We start from the raw sequence: 19,400 nt of genomic DNA, 5'->3' as shown, positions 1-19,400 counted from the left end.
ACTGGACCAAAAGGTCAAATACAGAAAGCGAGAATCACAACCATGAACGCTGTACTGTTCGACCCCACCACCTGCGAACTGCTGGCCGGGGTGCACAAGAACGAGGGCGCTCCCGCCTCGCTGTTCATCAACGGCGAGTGGGTAGCGGCTGAAAAGGGCGAGACCCGCACGATCACCAACCCCGCCGATAACTCCACCGTGGGCTTGGTGTCCGAGGCCTCCGACGAGGACACGAACAAGGCCATCGCCGCTGCCCGTGCCTCCTTCGACTCCGGCGTGTGGGCCGACGTGCCCGCCGCCGAGCGCGGCAAGCTCCTGCTACAGGTCGCAGACAAGATCCGCGAGAACAAGGATGCCTTCGCCCGCGCCGAGTCCGCCGACACGGGCAAGCGCCTGGCCGAGTCCGAGATCGACATGGACGACATCGCCAACTCCTTCGAGTACTTCGGTACTCTCGCCCAGCACCAGGCCGGTCGCGTCGTGGACCCGGGCGATGCAAATGTTCGCTCTCGTATTGACGCCGAACCGGTAGGCGTATGCGGCCTGATTACCCCGTGGAACTACCCGCTGCTGCAGGTGGCCTGGAAGGTCGCCCCGGCCCTGGCCGCAGGCAACTCCTTTGTGCTGAAGCAGGCGGAGCTCACCCCGCACACCGCCATGATGCTGATGACGGTCCTGGACCAGCTGGGGCTGCCGGCCGGCGTGGCTAACCTGATCACCGGCGCGGGCGCCAACTGCGGCAACCCGCTGTCGCAGAGCCCGGATGTGGATATGGTCAGCTTCACCGGCGGCCTGGTCACCGGCAAGCTGATCGCCCGCAACGCGGCGGAGACCGTCAAGCGCGTGGCCCTCGAGCTGGGTGGCAAGAACCCGAACGTCATCTTCGCCGACGCGGACTTCGACGCTGCGGTGGATAACGCACTGAACGGCGCGTTCGTCCACTCCGGCCAGGTGTGCTCTGCGGGCTCCCGCATCGTGGTGGAGGAGTCCATCCACGACCAGTTCGTCGAGGCTCTGGTGGCCAAGGCCGAGAAGATCAAGGTCGGCGGCCCGCTGGACGAGGCCGCCGAGACCGGCGCCCTGATCTCCGCGGATCACCGCGACAAGGTTGCGGCCTACGTTGACCGCGCCCGCGAGCAAGGTGCGAAGATCCTCTGCGGCGGCCGCATCCCGACGGCCGAGGACAACCAGGGCTCTCACGCCACGGGCAACACGGACCTGACCCAGGGCGTGTTCTACCTGCCGACGATCATCGATGGCTGCACGCAAGAGATGGACTGCGTGCACGACGAGGCCTTCGGTCCGGTCGTGACCGTCGAATCCTTCACCACCGAGGACGAGGCCGTGGCCATTGCCAACGACACCGAGTACGGCCTCGCCGGTGCCGTGTGGACCACTGACGCGGGAAAGGCGGAAAGGGCCGCACGTAAGCTGCGTCACGGTACTATCTGGATTAATGACTTCCACCCCTACCTGCCGCAGGCGGAGTGGGGCGGAATGAAGCAGTCCGGCAACGGCCGCGAGCTCGGTCCCACCGGACTGGCCGAGTACCAGGAGCACAAGCACGTCTACACCAACATCGCGCCAGCGGTGACGGGGTGGTTTAAGGAATAGGAAAAGTTGGCGGACAAGAAGCGATCCAGACTGTCAGCTGGCCCTCGGGCCATCGTCGGTACGTACTCTGCGGGGGCGGACCGTTCACGCAGTGGGGAGCCTCCCAAGGCCAACTGGCCCGTGGTGGCGGTCACGATGGTCATCACTTTGCTGGTCGCTATCTGGGCCGCCGTCGCCAGCGATAACTTCGATTCCGTCGTCGGGGGAATCACCGGGTGGCTGACAGAGAGCCTGGGTTGGCTCTACATCGCCACCGTTGCCATTGCGCTGATCTTCATGATCTGGATCGCCCTGTCCAAGGCGGGCGCTATCCGCTTGGGTCCCGACCACTCCAAGCCCCAGTACAGCCTTTTCTCCTGGTCGGCAATGCTCTTCGCCGCCGGTATCGGCATCGGCGTGATGTTCTACTCCGTGGCCGAGCCGCTGGCGCAGTATTCCACCCCGCCGGTGGGCGAGGGGATGACGGAGCAGGCCTACAACGAGGCCATCGCCTGGACTCTATTCCACTGGGGCGTGTCCGGCTGGGCGCTGTACGCCCTGATGGGCCTGGCCTTTGGCTACTACGCCTACCGCCTGAACATGCCCCTGGCCATCCGCAGCGCCCTGTACCCGTTGATCGGCAAGCGGGTGAACGGACCGATCGGCGACGCGGTCGATGTCGCCGCCCTGCTCGGCACGATCTTCGGCGTGGCGGCCTCCCTGGGTATCGGCGTGGTGCAGCTGAACTTCGGTCTGAACATGGTGTTCGGCCTGCCCGAAGGCCGTGGCATGCAGATCGCCCTGGTGGCGCTGGCAGTGGGCGTCGCAGCGATCTCCGCAGTATCCGGTGTGGACAAGGGCATTAAGCGCCTCAGTGAGGCGAACGTCTACCTCGCCACCGCACTACTGCTGTTCGTCCTGTTCACCGGCCGCACTGGCTGGCTGCTGAACTCCGTGGTGAAGAACATGGGCGACTACCTCGCCTGGCTGCCGCGCTGGACCTTCGAGACTTTCTCTTACTCCCAGGACCCGGCAGCCACCGCGGATTGGATGGCTAACTGGACCCTGTTCTTCTGGGCCTGGTGGGTGGCCTGGGCGCCGTTCGTAGGTCTGTTCCTGGCCCGTATTTCCCGTGGCCGCACCTTCCGCCAATTCGTCATCGGTACCCTGTGCGTCCCCTTCCTTTTCGTCGCGCTGTGGGCCTCCATCCTGGGCAACACTGCGCTGGATCGTGCGGTCAACAACAAGGATCACGACTTCCTGCAGACCGCCGTGGACTCCCCGGAGCGTGGCTTCTACACCCTGCTCGATGGACTGCCCGGCGGCACGATCGTGGTGTTTATCGCCATCCTCGTGGGTCTGCTGTTCTTCGTGACCTCCGCGGACTCCGGCGCGCTGGTTATGGCGAAGTTCTCCTCCATCTCGCAGGACCCACAGCAGGACGGCGCGCCGTGGATGCGCCTGATGTGGTCGGGTGCCGTCGCCGTGCTGACGATCGCCATGCTGCAAGTTGGCGGCATCGCCACGCTGCAGATGGCCACGCTGATCATGGGCTTGCCGTTCATGGTGGTGGTGTACCTGATTATGGTGGGCTTGATGCGCTCGATACGCATGGAGACCGCCCAGGTGGATTCCCGTGCCATCGCTCTGCACTCCGCAATCTCCGGACGTACCCTGCCCTCTGGCAACGACCTGGACTGGGAGAACCGCCTCGATCGCACCTCTACCTGGCCGTCGGAGCAGACCGCGCACCGGTATGTGGTGCAGATCGCCAAGCCCGCCCTTGAATCGGTTGCTACGGCGCTGCGGGCTAGGGATTATGACGCCACGTTGTTGGTCGCCGACAGTAAGGACACCAAGGTTCCCCAGTTGGACCTGTCCGTGATCTTCGGGGAGGACCCGGTCTTCCGCTATCAGCTCTACCCGGTCATCTCCACCACCCCGGAGTTCGCGGTCCGCGAGGGCGCGTCGGACAAACTCGACAACGGCAAGAACTACGTCCGCCTCGAGGTCTTCGGCATGAACGGCTCCCTGGGCTTCGACGTGTTCGGCTACACCCGCGCGCAGCTGATCAATAACGTGCTGGATCTTTTCGATCGCCACCTGGAGTACCTGCACATGCAGCAGGGCTTTAGCGGCGAGCGCGATCTGACGGAGTTCACCAGCGATGCGCCCGAGTGGGGCGAGGACTTCGGCAAGCAGTAGCCCCTCTAGAATGTGGGGAATGACCGATAGCATCGCTAGCATCATTGCCCACGAGCTCGGGGTGGATCAGCCCCGCGTTCAGGCCACCATCGACCTGCTGGATGGCGGGGCGACCGTGCCGTTTATCGCCCGCTACCGCAAGGAAGTCACCGGCGGCATGGACGATAGCCAGCTGCGCCAGCTCGAGCAGCGCCTCGACTACCTACGCGAGCTCGCCGCCCGCAAGGAGACCATCCTCAAGAGCATCGAAGAGCAGGGCAAGCTCACCGACGAGCTGCGTGAAAAGATCCTGGCCGTGGACACGAAGGCCCGCCTCGAGGACCTGTACCTGCCGTTTAAGAAGTCCCGCCGCACCAAGGCCGCCATCGCACGCGAGGCCGGCTTGGGCGAGCTGGTCGAGAAGCTGCTCGCCGGAGGTAGTCCCGATCTGGCCGCGGACTACGTCCAGGAGGGTTTTGCTGACGCCGCCTCGGTGATGGCCGGCGCCAGGGCCATCGTGGTCGATGACATTTCCACCGATGCAGATCTGGTGGGGGAGATCCGCGAGGAATACTTCAAGCGCGGCCGTGCCGAATCCGCCGTGATTGAGGGCAAGGAGGAAGAAGGCCAGAAGTACCGCGATTACTTCGAGTTTGACGAGCCTTTCGGGGACCTGCCGAGCCACCGCGTGCTGGCGCTGCTGCGCGGTGAGAACGAGGGCGTGCTGCGCGTGAACTTTGCGCCGGGGGAGGACGACGAGTTCTACCAGGGCATCATCGCCGACCGCACTGGGCTGCAGGCCCAGGGGGACCCGGCCGATAAGTTCCGCGCCGAATGCGTGCGCTTCGGCTGGCGCACGAAGCTGGCGGTCAGCTCCGCGGTGGATGTGCGCATGCGCCTGAAGGAGAGGGCCGACGAGGCTGCCGTGAGCGTGTTCTCGAAGAACCTGAAGGATCTGCTGCTGGCGGCCCCCGCGGGCCACCGGGCGACCCTGGGCATGGATCCGGGCTACCGCAACGGCGTGAAGTGTGCCGTGGTGGACGGCACCGGCAAGGTGCTGGACACGGTGGTTGTCTACCCGCACTCCGGCCAGTGGGATAAGGCCCGCACGATCCTCAGCGCCCTGGTGAACAAGCATGGTGTGGAGTTGCTGGCAGTCGGCAACGGCACCGCCAGCCGCGAGACGGAGAAGCTGGCAAAGGAGATCGCCGGGCTGGCTGAGGGTACCAAGCCCCAGACCGTCGTCATCTCCGAGGCGGGTGCGTCGGTCTACTCCGCCTCCGAGGTGGCCGCCCAGGAGTTCCCGGACATGGACGTCTCGCTGCGCGGAGCTGTTTCCATTGCCCGCCGCCTGCAGGATCCGCTGGCGGAGCTGGTGAAGATCGACCCGAAATCCATCGGCGTGGGGCAGTACCAGCACGACGTCAACCAGGCGCTGCTGGCCGCCGGGCTGGACACTGTGGTGGAGGATGCAGTGAATTCCGTCGGCGTGGACGTGAACCTGGCCAGTGCGCCACTGCTCAACCGGGTGGCGGGCGTTACTCCGACCCTGGCGGAAAACATCGTGGCCTACCGTGATGAGAACGGCGCTTTCAAGTCCCGCAAGGAGCTGCTGAAGGTGCCGCGCCTGGGGCCGAAGGCGTTCGAGCAGGCCGCGGGCTTCCTGCGGATCAACGGAGCTGCCGACCCGTTGGACGGCTCAGCCGTGCACCCGGAGGCCTACCCGCTGGTGCGCCGCATCGTGGACGCCACCGGCGTGGAGGTTGCGCAGCTCGTGGGCAACTCCGCCGTGCTGGGCAAGCTGCGTGCGGGGGACTTCGCGGACGAGCAGTTCGGCATCCCCACCGTCACGGACGTGCTGGCGGAGCTGGACAAGCCGGGGCGCGACCCGCGCCCGACGTTTAAAACCGCCACGCTCGCCGAGGGGATCGAGACCATCAAGGATCTCAAGCCGGGCATGGTGCTAGAGGGCACGGTCACGAACGTCGCCGCCTTCGGAGCCTTCGTGGACATCGGAGTGCACCAGGATGGCCTGGTTCACGTCTCCGCCATGAGCGAGCAATTCGTAAAGGATCCGCACGACGTGGTCAGCTCTGGCGAGGTGGTGAAGGTGCGTGTCGTTGACGTGGACGTGCCGCGCAACCGCATTGGCCTTTCCCTGCGCCTGCAGGACGAACCCAAGGACTCTAAAGCCAGCGGCAGGTCCAAGCCGAAGAAGGACGCGGGGCAGAAGCGCAATGCGCGGAGGAAGCCTAACCCGCGCAATCAGGCCCCGCAGGGCAGTATGGCCGCCGCGCTGAAGAACGCGGGATTTGGACAAAGCCGCTAGTCGGTGTCATACTACTCAAGTTAATTTCTGTTGTGGGTACGAACCCGTAGGCGCGCACGTCACGCGAAAAGCCGCGAGGATCCTCTATCCAGACGAGCAAAAGGATTTCATCCATGCACATTCTTGATAAGGTTGACGCAGCTCAGCTGCGCGACGACATTCCCGAGTTCCGCGCCGGCGATACCCTGGACGTTCACGTCAAGGTTATCGAGGGCTCCAAGTCCCGTCTGCAGGTTTTCCGTGGCGTTGTGATCCGCCGCCAGAACTCCGGCATCCGCGAGACCTTCACCATCCGCAAGGTTTCCTTCGGCATCGGTGTGGAGCGTACCTTCCCGGTTCACTCCCCGAACATCGACCGCATCGACGTCCTGTCCCGCGGTAAGGTCCGCCGTGCGAAGCTGTACTACCTGCGCGAGCGTCGCGGCAAGGCAGCCCGCATCAAGGAGCGCATCTAGTACTTACCCCCTAAGTGCTATCAACCCAGTCACACTTTCGTGGCTGGGTTTTTTGCTGTTCGCCCCACTGGTATCCTCGTTCTTTGTGACTCATCGACAGGAACCCAACGACCCTAACGTGCCCGATGAGGCTGCAGCGCAGCCGGAGCAGGGGGCGTCACCAAAAAAGAAGAAGGAGAAGAAGACCTACCCTTGGTGGGTCGAGATGCCGATCATCATCCTGGTGACGATGCTGGTGCTGGGCGCTTTCAATAACTTTGTGGGCCGCATGTACCTGATTCCTTCCGAGTCTATGGAGCCGACGCTGCACGGCTGCGTGGGCTGCACACCCGACCGCATCTTCGTGAACAAGTTGGCCTACCGCGGCGACAAGATGCCCGACCCGGGCGATGTCGTCGTTTTCGTCGGAACTGAGTCTTGGAACGAGGAATACACCTCCCGCCGCAGCTCCAACGACGTGGTGCGCGGGCTGCAGAACCTTGGCGCCACTATCGGCATCGTCGCGCCGGACGAAAACACCCTGGTCAAGCGCGTGATCGCCACCGGTGGGCAGACCGTGCAGTGCCAGGAGGGCGACCCGGGCATCATGGTCAACGGCAAGAAGGTTGACGATTCCTACACGATGGATCCGCCGGCCAACCCGATCGACCCGACCACGGGCTCCAAGGAGTGCCAGGGCGACTACTTCGGCCCCGTTACCGTGCCGGACGACGCTGTCTGGGTGATGGGCGACAACCGCACCAACTCGCTGGATTCCCGCGCGCACATGGGCGACGAGCACCAGGGAACCATCCCTGTGGAGAACATCGTCGGCGAGGTCGAGACCATCCTGCTGCCGTTCAGCCGCATTGGTGGCGTGGACGCCCTGCCCATCCAGGGCTAGAGCCACTCGAGAGTTAAGTTGGAACGCGAGCTAGAGGCCGCGGGGCTTGGGCCCGTCGCAGGCGTGGACGAGGCCGGGCGCGGCGCGTGCTGCGGGCCGATCTCGATTGCGGCGTGCATCCTGCCTGCCGACCTGGACGGGGCCGGGCTGGACCGCCTGACCGACTCGAAGAAGCTCACGGAGAAGACCCGCGAACGGCTGTATGACGTCATCCGCGACGTCGCCGTTTCCTACTCGATCATTCACATCAGCGCCGAAGATATCGACCGCTTCGGCATCCAGCACGCGAACGTCTCGGGCATGCGGCGTGCCGTGGCCGCTTTGGAGGTGCAGCCCGGATACGTGCTGACGGATGCGGTGAAGGTCCCCGGCCTGCCCATGCCGCACCTGCCCGTGGTGAAGGGCGACCAGATGGCCAAGTGCATTAGCGCGGCAAGTGTGCTGGCAAAGGTTTCCAGGGATCGAGTGTTGCGAACGCTCGACGAGGAGTTCCCGGGGTATGGTTTGGCTAGTCACAAGGGCTATGGCACCAAGGCGCACATGACTGCGGTGAGCCTACATGGTGGCACCCCTTATCACCGTTACAGTTACAAGAACGTGGCCGCTGCGCACCAGCAGTGGCTTAAAGGGAAGGATCGAGGGTAAGTCCGTGAGCGCTGAGGAACTAGACGACTACGAGGCAAACGTCGAGCTGTCGATGTACCGCGAGTACCGCGACGTGGTCAGCCAGTTTTCCTACGTTGTGGAGACCGAGCGCCGCTTTTACCTGGCCAACGCCGTCGAGTTGATCCCGCGCAACTCCGGCGGGGAGGTCTACTACGAAGTTCGCATGTCTGATGCCTGGGTGTGGGACATGTACCGCCCCGCCCGCTTCGTCCGCTACGTGCGCGTAATCACCTACAAGGACGTAAACATCGAGGAGCTCGACAAGCCCGAGCTGCAACTGCCGGACTGACCTGCACCTTTCCTCTTATTCACAGCCCAGGGGTTATCCACAGCCCCCTGGGCTTTTGTTGTCTCTGTTTCTTTTTATGACGCCACCCCACGGGGATGATGCCCCACACTTGTGAACCAGGTGCCGGGCGTGAAGGACCGGTGCCGGATCACGAAAAGGGGAGGGCGACTAGTGACGGCGGCGAACAAGCGAGCAGTGGGAAACCTGGGGGAGGACCTGGCGGCTGAGTATCTGCAGCGGGCGGGGTATGAGGTGCTGGACCGCAACTTCTATACCCGCTATGGGGAGCTGGACTTGGTGGCGCGGACGCCCGAGGACGACCTGGCTTTCATCGAGGTAAAGTATCGCGCCTCGGACTCCGACGGGGGCGGAGTGGCGGCGGTGGGGCCGCGGAAGCTCAGGCGGATTCGCACGCTGGCCGGGCTATGGCTGGAACAGAACCGCGAGGGGGTGCAGTTTTCCGGGGGACTGCGCGTGGACGTGATCGACGTCGGACCGGACGGGGTGCGCGAGCACGTCGAGGGGGTGTGGTGATCGATGGCCGTGGGGCATGCGCAGTCGATAGCGCTGGAGGGGACCAGGCGGACCGTGATCACCGTCGAGTGCGACGTGAGCAGGGGGCTGCCCGGAATATCAATCGTGGGCATGGGGGATACCGCGGTGGTGCAGGCGAAGGACCGCATCCGGTCGGCGCTCAAGAACTCCGGCGTGGGGTGGCCGGGGTCGCGGACCGTGATGAGCCTATCGCCCGCTGGGCTGCCGAAGCAGGGGGCGGGCTACGACCTGGCGATGGTGTGCGCGATGCTTTCCGCGGTGGCGGACGACGCGCTGGGGGCAGGGCGACTAGCCCAGACGATCCTGGTGGGGGAGCTGGGATTGGACGGGCAGATCCGCCCGGTGCAGGGAGTGTTCGCGCTGGTGTTGGCCGCAGCGATGGAGGGATTCTCCACTGTCGTGGTGCCCGTGGGAAACGAAAGCGAGGCAGCCGAGGCTGCGCAGGCAGCAGCGAGCGATGGGGGCGTGAGTGTGCTGGTGGCCCCGAACCTGGGTACGGTTATCGACTGGCTGCGCGGGGGAGAGCTGCGAGAGGCATGCCCGGGGGAGTACGCCCCGCCCCGGCAAGTGGGGGACCTGGCGGAAGTCGTGGGACAGCCCGCTGCCCGCCGGGCGGTGGAGGTGGCCGCGGCCGGGGGACATAACCTAATGCTGACGGGGCCGCCGGGTAGCGGTAAATCAATGCTGGCCGAACGCCTGCCGGGGATACTCCCGCCCATGACCGATACCGAGCGGGTGGAGGCCGCGAGCGTGCACTCCCTGGCGGGGGTCAAGGGGAGCCTGCCGGAGGTGCTCGCGGGGCAGCGGCCGTTCATTGCCCCGCACCACAACGTGACCCCGGCGGCACTCATCGGCGGCGGTCGCGTGCCCGCGCCCGGGGCCGTGAGCCTAGCCCACCACGGGGTGCTGTTTATCGACGAGGTCAGCGAGGCGCGCCGGGATAGCCTGGAGTGCCTGCGCGTGCCCATGGAGCTGCGCCGCGTGGAGCTCATGCGGGCGAATCGAATCTCCAGCTTCCCCGCCGACTTTCAACTGGTGATGGCCGCCAACCCCTGCCCGTGTGGCGCGGAGCTGCCGATTGACTGCACGTGCCCATCGGGGGCGCGGCTGCGTTATCAGGCGAAGCTATCCGGCCCGCTGCGCGACCGAGTGGACGTGTTCGCCACCACCACGGGCAGGCCGCAGATTGAGGCGCTTAGCAGTCCGGGGGAGACCAGCGCCGCCGTGGCCGAACGGGTGGCCGAGGCCAGGGATCGCGCTCGCCGGCGGTGGGGTACCGCCAGCAACGCGCTGGTGCCCGGAAAAATTTTGCGGCAGGTAGGCGTGGACGATTCCGGCGCCGTGCTGCTGGAGGACATGCTGCGCACCGGCACGATCACGCAGCGGGGAGTGGATCGCACCATCCGGGTCGCCTGGACACTTGCGGACCTAGATCGCGCTTCCGCTCCGCACCTGGGGCACATCAGCGACGCGGTGGAATTCTTCGGAGCGGATAGGGAATTGGCGGAGGTACAGCGATGACGACCCAGGAAAATTTTTTGGAGTGGGTCTACGTGCGCCGGGTCATAGAGGCATCGCGCCTCGACGTGTTGGACATGCTGTGGCCCAACGGTTGGGAGCAGCTCGGCCCCGCGGAGGTGCAAGCTGTCGCGGACGCATTGGCGCGCCGGGGCGGGGAGCTACCGGGCGCGTTGGCGGACTCGACGTCGCAGCGCTACGAGCAGGATCCTGCCCGCGACGCGGAGCTGGCCACCGCCCGCGGCTGGCGGCTGGTCACCCCGGAGGACGATGAGTGGCCGAGCGAACTGACAGCCAGTTTCGTCCGGATGGCCGATTCGGGTGCGGATCACGATTCCTCCGTCCGCGGCCAGGCGGCGGCACCCTTCGCCCTGTGGGTGCGCGGAGACACGCGCCTGGATGCGTTGGTGCGCCGCTCGGTTACGGTCGTGGGCACCCGTGCCGCCACACGTTACGGCGAGCAGGTCACCCGGTCCTTCGCAGGAGACCTGGCGGACGCGGGCTTTAGCCTGATCTCCGGGGGTGCGATCGGCATCGATGCTATCGCCCACCGCGCGGCCCTCGATTCCAAGATGCCCACGATTGTGGTCATGGCCTGTGGGCTCGACGTTTCCTACCCCAAGGCGCATGGGGATCTGTTTGAGCAGATAGTCGCCGCCGGCGGAATGCTTATCAGCGAGTATCCGCCGGGCACCCCGCCGGCCCGCCATCGCTTCCTCACCCGCAACCGCCTGGCGGCGGCGCTCGGACAGGCGACCCTGGTGGTGGAGGCCCCGCAGCGCAGCGGAGCCCTCAACACCCTGAACTGGGCCGAGGCCTTCGTGAAGCCCACCTTTGCCGTCCCTGGCCCCGTCACATCCCACGCTTCCCTCGGGTGCCTCGACCGCATCCGTACCGCCCGTGCCACACTAGCCGTCAGCGCCCGTGACCTGATCGAGGAGCTCACCCCTCTCGGCGAGCAGATGGTGCTGGGGCTAGGCCAGGAGGATCGTTCGTTCCTGCCTAGCTGGGAGCACCTCGCCATTATTGACGCCGCAGCCTTGCCGAGCGGCAAAGGCCCCGAAGGCAGACTGCCGCAACTGGTGGAAGCCACCGGTTTGCCCGCCCGCACGGTGATCCGCTGCTTGCGAGACCTGGAGGCCATGGGCAGGCTCCGGAGGGAGGCGGATCGCTGGATTAGGGTCGAGTGACCGGCTAGATTGGTCACATGAGTAACTCCCGTCCCACTGGCACCACGGCGCCGCTGTGGTCTGCGCTGGACGACTACGAACAGCACCTGCGCCACGTGGTCGGGCGCTCCGAGAACACGATCCGCGCCTACCGACGGGATCTCGACAGCGCGCTGGAAGGCTTAGAGCGCATCGAGGAGTTCGACCTGGACCGCGCCCGCGACGTGCTGGGCTGGGCGGTGGATAACGGCGCCAGCCGGGCCAGCCTCTCCCGGCTGGCCTCCAGCATGCGGGGCTTCGGAGCCTTCCTTGCACACCGCGGCTTCGTGCAGGCCAATCCGGTCGCCGCGCTGAAGGCGCCGAAGCCGCAGCGCACGCTGCCGCGCGTGCTGCGCGCCGATCAGGCCACCGACATGCTCAACGGCCTGCAGCCCGAGGCCGATGCATCCACGCCCAGCGCCATCCGCGACTGGGCCATGGTTGAGTTGCTGTACGCCACCGGCATCCGCGTTTCCGAGCTGACCGGCTGCGATGTGGACGACGTGGACTTTTCCAACCGCCTCCTCCGCGTGACGGGTAAGGGTAGCAAGACCCGCGTGGTCCCCTTTGGGGCCACCGTGGTGACGGCCCTGGAGAAATGGCTCGAGGTGCGAGGCGACATGGCCAAGGGAACCCCGGCTCTTTTCGTGGGCGTGCGCGGCAAGCGCATCGATCCCCGCCAGGTGCGCACCGTGGTGAATCGCGTAACCCAGGCTGGCCCCGGCCCGCGCCTGTCTCCCCACGGGCTGCGGCACTCCGCGGCCACAGCGATCCTGGAGGGTGGGGCGGACCTCCGCGTGGTGCAGGAGCTCCTTGGCCACTCGAACATGTCCACCACGCAGATCTATACCCACGTCGGCACCGAGCGCCTGAAGGCCGTCTTTAACCAGGCACATCCCAGAGCCTGACCCGCACGGAACCGAGAAGCGTCATCGGGTCGATGTACACCCGCCCCTTGCCTTCGAATCGCGCGCCCCAGGATAGCCCCGGCGATTTCCGGGCATGCTCAGGCAAGTTGGCGACATCCGCCAGCACGCCGATGACCTCGCCTCGGCGCACCTTTTGACCGGCGCGCACGCGTGCCATGACGGGCTCATAGGTGGTGCGGATACCGTCCGCGTGGCTGATGGAGACAACCGGCGTGCCAGCGACGACTCCTGCAAAGGCGACGGTGCCACCCCGGCTGGCTAAGATCGCCTCACCGGGAGAGGCCTGCAGGTCCACGCCCCGGTGACCCGGTTCCCACACGGCATCGGGAATGTCCGCAGCGCGGATTACCTGCGCATCCTTGGCAGTTGGCAACCTATGGGAGCGGACTATGCGGGGCGCATCGGGTTGGGAACTTGCAGTTGGCAAGGGAGCAGGCGGGGTGCCAACCCAGAGGAGAACCAGCGCAAGCGTTAAGGAAATGGTGCGGTATAGCCGTGGGGTCATGGCTACAGATGATGCGTGGGGGCGTCACCAAAAAGAAAGGGCGAACCGGCGAGGCTGTGGATAACTAAAAGTTGTCCACAGAAACGGCACAACGCGCGGCGATAGGACTTGTTTTGGCAGCGTGAGTGGGGGTAGGGTAGCAAGCGCAGTATGTCCGGATCCGTCTGTCGCACTTTCTTGATACACACAAGTTCTAAGGGAGTGCACTCGGTTTCGCGAAGACCGAGAGGCGGAGTAAGGCGACTGACTACGCGTAGATATTCGCACCCCACCTAATGGCTCACCAGCACGGTCCCGATAGAAGAAGCGGGCGAACATGGCGAGCCACAGCTACACCGGGGACTATCTGCCAGGATGGTGCATAAGCCACGCACGTACAGTGAGTGTCGAGTGCATCGTGAAGAAAACCGTCAAACCCTAAACTTTGAAAGCGAGGAAGGGGCGGCGCCGACCACGCGGTTGGCTAGAAGAAATACGCCCCTGTAACACCATGGCTGTTGTTACTATGCGCGAGCTGCTGGACGCTGGTGTCCACTTCGGTCACCAGACCCGCCGTTGGAACCCGAAGATGAAGCGCTTCATCTTCACCGACCGCAACGGCATCTACATCATCGACCTGCAGCAGACCCTGACCTACATCGACGAGGCATACGAGTTCGTCAAGGAGACCGTCGCCCACGGCGGCAACATCCTGTACGTCGGTACCAAGAAGCAGGCCCAGGAAGCAGTTGCCAACGAGGCAGAGCGCGTGGGCATGCCCTACGTCAACCACCGCTGGCTCGGCGGCATGCTGACCAACTTCCAGACCGTTGCTAAGCGTCTGCACCGCCTCAAGGAGCTGCAGGCAATGGACGCAGCTGAGGACGGCTACAAGGGCCGCACCAAGAAGGAAGTTCTGATGCTGACCCGCGAGCGCAACAAGCTGGAGCGCGTCCTCGGCGGCATCGCGGACATGACCAAGACCCCGTCCGCTCTGTGGATCGTCGACACCAACAAGGAGCACATCGCTGTCTCCGAGGCACAGAAACTGAACATCCCGGTTGTCGCAATCCTGGACACCAACTGCGACCCGGATGTTGTCGACTACCCGATCCCGGGCAACGACGACGCTATCCGCTCCGCAAACCTGCTGACCAGCATCATCTCCTCCGCAGTCGAGGCTGGCCGCCAGGCCCGCGCCGAGCGCCAGGAGGCTGCAGCCAAGGAAGCTGCCGGCGACGCTGACAAGGCACCGGCTGAGGCTGAGAAGACCGAGGCCCCCGCCGAAGAGGCTCAGGCTGAGGCAAAGGCCGAGGGCAACACCGAGGCATAAGCTGCTTTAGAGCTAGCGATTTAGCGCCCACCCCCGTATGGGACACAGTTTCAGACCCGTGTCCGACGGGCGTGGGCGTTACTTGTAACCTAGGCTGGAAAACAGGACTGAATTTAGAAACTGTTATTTCAGCCACTATGAACACTTCCACCAGAAGGAGGATCGCCCCACATGGCGAACTACACCGCTGCAGACGTTAAGAAGCTCCGCGAGATCACCGGCGCCGGCATGATGGACTGCAAGAAGGCCCTGGAAGAAGCCGCTGGCGACTTCGACAAGGCCATCGAGATCCTGCGCATCAAGGGCGCCAAGGACGTTGGCAAGCGCGCAGAGCGCTCCGCCTCCGAGGGCCTGATCGCCGTTTCCGGTAACACCATGATCGAGGTCAACGCTGAGACTGACTTCGTGGCCAAGAACTCCGAGTTCATCGAGTTCGCCGACAAGGTCGCAGCCGCTGCAGCCGAGGTTAAGGCTAACTCCCGCGAGGAGCTCGAGGCAGTCGAGGTTGACGGCCAGAAGGCTGTCGACGCTCTGCAGCAGCTGTCCGCAAAGATCGGCGAGAAGCTGGAGCTGAAGCGCGCCACCACCATCGAGGGCGACAAGGTCGCTGTCTACATGCACCACCGCTCCGCTGACCTGCCGCCGGCAGTTGGCGTGCTGGTTGCCTACGAAGGCGACGACGAGGGCGCAGCAAAGGCAGCCGCTATGCAGGTTGCCGCTCTGAAGGCTAAGTACCTGAGCAGCGACGAGGTCCCGGCTGAGACCGTTGCTAAGGAGCGCGAGATCGCCGAGGCTACCGCACGCGAGGAAGGCAAGCCGGAGAAGGCTCTGCCGAACATCATCGAGGGTCGCCTGAAGGGCTACTTCAAGGACGTTTGCCTGCTGGACCAGCCGTCCGTCACCGAGTCCAAGAAGTCTGTTAAGCAGGTTATGGACGAGGCCGGCGTGACCCTGAAGGGCTTCAAGCGCTTCGAGGTTGGCCAGGCATAGCCACGTACCGCTAGGCATAAAGCCTTGTAACTTTGGCCTCGGCCCGTAAGGGTGCCGAGGCCTTTTTCCATGTCTTGGGTGGGGTAGTATGGCCAGCAGTGCAAAACACGTCGACAAAGGAGATTCCCCGGTGACTACAGCCGAAAACCGCGAAGGCTACAAGCGCGTTATGTTGAAGCTGGGGGGTGAGATGTTCGGCGGCGGCAAGGTCGGCATCGACCCCGACGTCGTGCAGAACGTGGCGCGACAGATCGCGGAGGTTTCCAAGTCCGGTGTGGAAGTCGCCGTGGTCATCGGCGGCGGCAACTTCTTCCGCGGGGCAGAGCTGCAGCAGCGCGGCCTGGACCGCTCCCGCTCCGACTACATGGGCATGCTCGGCACGGTCATGAACTGCCTGGCCCTGCAGGATTTCCTCGAGCAGGAGGGCGTGGACTGCCGCGTGCAGACCGCCATCCAGATGACGCAGGTTGCAGAGCCCTACCTGCCGCTGCGCGCCTCCCGCCACCTGGAGAAGGGGCGTGTCGTTATCTTCGGCGCGGGCATGGGCATGCCGTACTTCTCCACCGACACCACCGCCGCCCAGCGCGCCCTGGAGATCGGCTGCGAGGTGCTACTGATGGCCAAGGCCGTCGACGGCGTGTACAGCGACGATCCGCGCACCAACCCAGATGCGGAGCTCTTCCACGAGATCACCCCGTGGGAGGTCATCGAGAAGGGGCTCAAGGTCGCCGACGCCACCGCGTTCTCCCTATGCATGGACAACAAGATGCCGATCCTGGTGTTCAACCTGCTCACCGAGGGCAATATCGCCCGCGCGATCAACGGCGAGCGCATCGGCACCCTGGTCGACGGCAACGTCGGTGCCCGCTAAAGAGCCAACATAACCCGATCCCTAAACCCATATCCCCACCGTAAGCTGGTAAATTTCTAATCATGATTGACGATATTCTGCTTGAGTCCGAAGAGCGTATGACTAGCTCCGTGGAGCACGCCCGAGAGGATCTGACGACCATCCGCACCGGTCGCGCCAACCCCTCCATGTTCAACGGCGTTGTCGCCGAGTACTACGGCGTTCCCACTCCGATCACCCAGATGGCCACCATCAGTGTTCCGGAGCCCCGCATGCTGCTGATCAAGCCTTACGAGCAGTCCACCATGGATGCGATCGAGAACGCTATCCGCAACTCCGACCTGGGCGTCAACCCCACCAACGACGGTCAGGTGCTGCGCGTCACGATCCCGCAGCTCACCGAGGAGCGCCGCAAGGAAATGGTCAAGATGGCCAAGGCCAAGGGCGAGGACGCGAAGATCGCCATCCGCAACATCCGCCGCAAGGGCATGGAGCAGCTGGGCAAGATCCAGAAGGACGGCGAGGCCGGCGAGGACGAAGTTCGCGCAGCTGAGAAGGATCTGGAGAAGATCACCCACAACTACGTCGAGCAGGTTGATTCCCTGGTCGAGGCCAAGGAGAAGGAACTGCTCGAGGTTTAACTCGAGCGCCTGCTAGCCCCCGCGCACGAAAGGCCGATTTCTCATCGTTGCTCGCCCGAAACCCAAGAATGGTCCCGGCCGGGATCTGAAACAGGCCATCGCCGTCGGCGTATTTCTGGGCGCCATCGCCATCGCGGGGCTCTTCACACCTTTCGCGTGGTATCCGCTGGTGGCCTTGGCCTTGTCGCTGGCGGTTTATGAAGTCTGGCGCCGGCTCTACGAGGGCGGCTATGTGCTGAACCTGCCCGTCCTCTTCTTAGGCGCGCAGGTGATCGTGTGGCTTTCGTGGCCTTTCGGGCCGACGGGCGCGCTGGCGGGTTTCGTCATCAGCGTGTTGTTGCTGATGGTGACGCGCCTATTCCACCACGGCCGTTCCTCGCCTCCGCATAACTATCTGCGGGATACGGCGGTCGGCGTTTTTGTACTGACGTGGATCCCCCTGTTTGGCAGCTTCGCGGCCATGTTGTCGCGTATGGAGCGCGATCACGTCGACGGCTGGGCCTTCATCGTCACGTTCATGCTGTGTGTTGTGGGCTCCGACGTGGGCGGTTACATCGCCGGCGTGCTTTTCGGCACGCACCCGATGGCACCCGCTGTCAGTCCCAAGAAGTCCTGGGAGGGCTTCGTCGGCTCGCTGATCCTATCCACCGCCATCGGTGTGGCCTGCGTGACCTTGCTGCTTTCCGGCCCGTTCTGGGTCGGTCTGCTGCTGGGGCCCGGCCTGGCCTGCTGCGCCACCCTCGGCGACCTGGTGGAGTCGCAGTTCAAGCGCGACCTCGGGATCAAGGATATGTCCGGTATGCTGCCGGGCCACGGCGGCCTGATGGATCGCCTGGACGGCATGTTGCCGTCGGCGATGATTACCTGGGTTGTGCTGAATATGCTCAGCGGCGTGTAGCTATTCCGTAACCTGCTTGCGCAGCTGCACGATGCGTACTCCGCCGACCAGTGCCATGATCAGCGCACCGACAATCGCGGCGATCAGCATGCCTACGCCGATCGGGAAGGTCATCGTCCAGCCCAGCAGCTGGAGCTCGGCGGATTCCTGGTTCTGGAGGATAAACACCAGCAACAGGATCAGCAGCAGCACGCCGACGATGAGCGCCACCCACGTCGTTCCCGCCAGGGTCTTCTTCACCTCGCGCTGCTCGCTGTTCTTTTTTGGTGACGCCGGATTCTGCGCCGGCGCCCCAGCTACAGATTCAGTGTTCGAAACCGGCGGGTTTTGGGGAGTGCTAACCGGCTCGGGATTGGTCGGTTGAGGAACAGAGTTCGGTTGGTTGTTGTCGCTCATACCTACTATTCAACGGCATAACGTGGCTGGGTTCAGATTTTTGCAATGTGAGGGTTACCCCCGTTACGTGCAATAATGGGCGCATCATGGCTACACCAGTAAAACTTCAGTTCGCAGCACCCAAAAGGGGAATGCCGCCGGTACACATGGCGGATCTCGATGAGGAGACACTCAAGGAGCGTGTGCAGGAGCTCGGTCTGCCGAAGTTCCGGGCGGATCAGATTCGGCGTCAATACTACGGCCGTTTGCAGGGCGACCCGATGGAGATGACCGACCTGCCCGAGTCCAAGCGCGCGTCGGTAAAGGATGCTCTATTCCCCGAGCTGATGCACCCCATGCGCAACATGGAGGCCGACGATGGGGAGACGCGCAAGACGCTGTGGCGACTGCACGATGGCACGATGCTGGAGAGCGTGCTGATGCGCTACCCGGGGCGCGCCACGCTGTGCATTTCCTCCCAGGCTGGCTGCGGCATGGCCTGCCCGTTCTGCGCGACCGGCCAGGGCGGCCTGGACCGTAACCTCTCCGTCGGCGAGATGGTGGAGCAAGCCCGCGCGGCGGCCAGCACGATGCAGGAGGAGGGCGGTCGCCTGTCCAACATCGTGTTCATGGGAATGGGGGAGCCGCTGGCCAACTACAAGCGCGTGGTGGAGACCATCCGCAAGGTTTCCGCGCCCGCGCCGGATGGCTTCGGCATTTCCCAGCGCAACATCACCGTGTCGACGGTCGGCCTGGCCCCGGCGATCCGCAAGCTGGCGGACGAGGAGATGAAGGTTCGCCTGGCGGTTTCCCTGCACACTCCGGACGATGAGCTGCGCGACGAGCTCGTTCCCGTGAACAACCGCTGGTCGGTGGAGGAGGTGCTGGATGCCGCGCGCTATTACGCGGATACCTCCGGCCGCCGCGTTTCCATTGAGTACGCCCTGATTCGCGACATGAACGACCAGCCGTGGCGCGCGGACCTGCTGGGGAAGAAGCTACGCGGGGCGCTGGGCACGAAGGTGCACGTCAACCTGATTCCGCTGAACCCCACGCCAGGCTCCAAGTGGGATGCCTCCCCGAAGGACCGGCAGGACGAGTTCGTCCGCCGTGTGGAAGCCCAGGGCGTGCCCTGCACCGTGCGAGACACGAAGGGCCAGGAGATCGCCGCGGCCTGTGGCCAGCTGGCAGCAGAAGAGAAATAAAAACTGCGCAGGCTT

Annotated in this window: 19 protein-coding genes; 17 read left to right on the top strand and 2 right to left on the bottom strand. The window is 64.5% G+C overall.

The window, feature by feature from the left end:
- Positions 1-42: 42 nt before the first annotated feature.
- The 11 genes from L8V00_RS03440 (at position 43) to L8V00_RS03390 (ending at position 12,588) form a co-directional block, all read left to right on the top strand.
- Positions 43-1,614 (top strand): aldehyde dehydrogenase family protein, encoded by a 1,572-nt coding sequence (locus L8V00_RS03440; protein ID WP_255721415.1) that lies wholly within the window; start codon positions 43-45, stop codon positions 1,612-1,614.
- Positions 1,615-1,620: 6 nt separating this feature from the next.
- Positions 1,621-3,798, top strand: a complete 2,178-nt coding sequence (betT, locus tag L8V00_RS03435; protein WP_269944211.1) for a choline BCCT transporter BetT — start codon at positions 1,621-1,623, stop codon at positions 3,796-3,798.
- A 19-nt stretch (positions 3,799-3,817) separates the two neighbouring features.
- Positions 3,818-6,106, top strand: a complete 2,289-nt coding sequence (locus tag L8V00_RS03430; protein WP_035006068.1) for a Tex family protein — start codon at positions 3,818-3,820, stop codon at positions 6,104-6,106.
- Positions 6,107-6,219: 113 nt separating this feature from the next.
- Positions 6,220-6,561, top strand: coding sequence for a 50S ribosomal protein L19 (gene rplS / locus L8V00_RS03425; RefSeq protein WP_005295302.1), 342 nt, complete (start codon positions 6,220-6,222; stop codon positions 6,559-6,561).
- Positions 6,562-6,646: 85 nt separating this feature from the next.
- Positions 6,647-7,444 (top strand): signal peptidase I, encoded by a 798-nt coding sequence (lepB, locus tag L8V00_RS03420; RefSeq protein WP_420840022.1) that lies wholly within the window; start codon positions 6,647-6,649, stop codon positions 7,442-7,444.
- A gap of 18 nt (positions 7,445-7,462) precedes the next feature.
- Positions 7,463-8,089, top strand: coding sequence for a ribonuclease HII (locus L8V00_RS03415; protein WP_269944210.1), 627 nt, complete (start codon positions 7,463-7,465; stop codon positions 8,087-8,089).
- Between the two features lie 4 nt (positions 8,090-8,093).
- On the top strand, positions 8,094-8,399 hold the full coding sequence (locus L8V00_RS03410) for a DUF2469 domain-containing protein (protein ID WP_005295294.1): 306 nt from the start codon (positions 8,094-8,096) through the stop codon (positions 8,397-8,399).
- 171 nt (positions 8,400-8,570) lie between these two features.
- On the top strand, positions 8,571-8,933 hold the full coding sequence (locus L8V00_RS03405) for a YraN family protein (RefSeq protein WP_237746337.1): 363 nt from the start codon (positions 8,571-8,573) through the stop codon (positions 8,931-8,933).
- A 3-nt stretch (positions 8,934-8,936) separates the two neighbouring features.
- Positions 8,937-10,475 carry a YifB family Mg chelatase-like AAA ATPase gene (locus L8V00_RS03400; protein WP_269944209.1) on the top strand — a complete coding sequence of 513 codons (1,539 nt, stop codon included), beginning with the start codon at positions 8,937-8,939 and terminating at the stop codon, positions 10,473-10,475.
- Positions 10,472-11,662: a DNA-processing protein DprA gene (gene dprA, locus L8V00_RS03395; protein ID WP_269944208.1), complete on the top strand. Its 1,191-nt coding sequence runs from the start codon at positions 10,472-10,474 to the stop codon at positions 11,660-11,662. Before L8V00_RS03400 ends, dprA begins: the two co-directional genes overlap by 4 nt.
- 17 nt (positions 11,663-11,679) lie before the next feature.
- Entirely contained in the window at positions 11,680-12,588 is a 909-nt protein-coding gene (locus tag L8V00_RS03390) for a tyrosine recombinase XerC (RefSeq protein WP_049050450.1), read from the top strand.
- Here the strand turns inward: L8V00_RS03390 and L8V00_RS03385 are convergent.
- Complete coding sequence (locus L8V00_RS03385; protein ID WP_237746336.1) at positions 12,563-12,982, bottom strand: M23 family metallopeptidase; 420 nt, start codon at positions 12,980-12,982, stop codon at positions 12,563-12,565. The genes L8V00_RS03390 and L8V00_RS03385 overlap by 26 nt on opposite strands.
- 622 nt (positions 12,983-13,604) lie before the next feature.
- Here L8V00_RS03385 and rpsB point away from each other — a divergent pair.
- From rpsB to L8V00_RS03360, 5 genes are all read left to right on the top strand, one after another.
- Entirely contained in the window at positions 13,605-14,426 is an 822-nt protein-coding gene (gene rpsB, locus L8V00_RS03380) for a 30S ribosomal protein S2 (protein ID WP_034986352.1), read from the top strand.
- A gap of 171 nt (positions 14,427-14,597) precedes the next feature.
- Positions 14,598-15,416: a translation elongation factor Ts gene (gene tsf / locus L8V00_RS03375; protein WP_034986351.1), complete on the top strand. Its 819-nt coding sequence runs from the start codon at positions 14,598-14,600 to the stop codon at positions 15,414-15,416.
- 88 nt (positions 15,417-15,504) lie between these two features.
- Positions 15,505-16,287 (top strand): UMP kinase, encoded by a 783-nt coding sequence (gene pyrH, locus L8V00_RS03370; RefSeq protein WP_049050452.1) that lies wholly within the window; start codon positions 15,505-15,507, stop codon positions 16,285-16,287.
- Positions 16,288-16,349: 62 nt separating this feature from the next.
- A complete protein-coding gene (gene frr / locus L8V00_RS03365; protein WP_034986349.1) occupies positions 16,350-16,907 on the top strand; it encodes a ribosome recycling factor in 558 nt (185 codons plus the stop codon).
- Positions 16,908-16,950: 43 nt separating this feature from the next.
- Positions 16,951-17,805 carry a phosphatidate cytidylyltransferase gene (locus L8V00_RS03360; RefSeq protein WP_034986404.1) on the top strand — a complete coding sequence of 285 codons (855 nt, stop codon included), beginning with the start codon at positions 16,951-16,953 and terminating at the stop codon, positions 17,803-17,805.
- On the opposite strand, the gene L8V00_RS03355 is transcribed toward L8V00_RS03360, so the two are convergent.
- Positions 17,806-18,201: a LapA family protein gene (locus tag L8V00_RS03355; protein ID WP_274707043.1), complete on the bottom strand. Its 396-nt coding sequence runs from the start codon at positions 18,199-18,201 to the stop codon at positions 17,806-17,808. It abuts the gene before it with no gap.
- An 86-nt stretch (positions 18,202-18,287) separates the two neighbouring features.
- On the opposite strand from L8V00_RS03355, the gene rlmN reads away from it, so the two are divergent.
- Positions 18,288-19,385 (top strand): dual-specificity RNA methyltransferase RlmN, encoded by a 1,098-nt coding sequence (gene rlmN / locus L8V00_RS03350; RefSeq protein ID WP_035006049.1) that lies wholly within the window; start codon positions 18,288-18,290, stop codon positions 19,383-19,385.
- Positions 19,386-19,400 lie beyond the last annotated feature (15 nt).

Origin of the sequence: Corynebacterium evansiae, from assembly GCF_027570065.1 — a bacterium.
GTDB lineage: Bacteria > Actinomycetota > Actinomycetes > Mycobacteriales > Mycobacteriaceae > Corynebacterium > Corynebacterium evansiae.
Note: the sequence above shows the minus strand (reverse complement) of the source record. Positions and strands in the feature narration are given on the sequence as shown.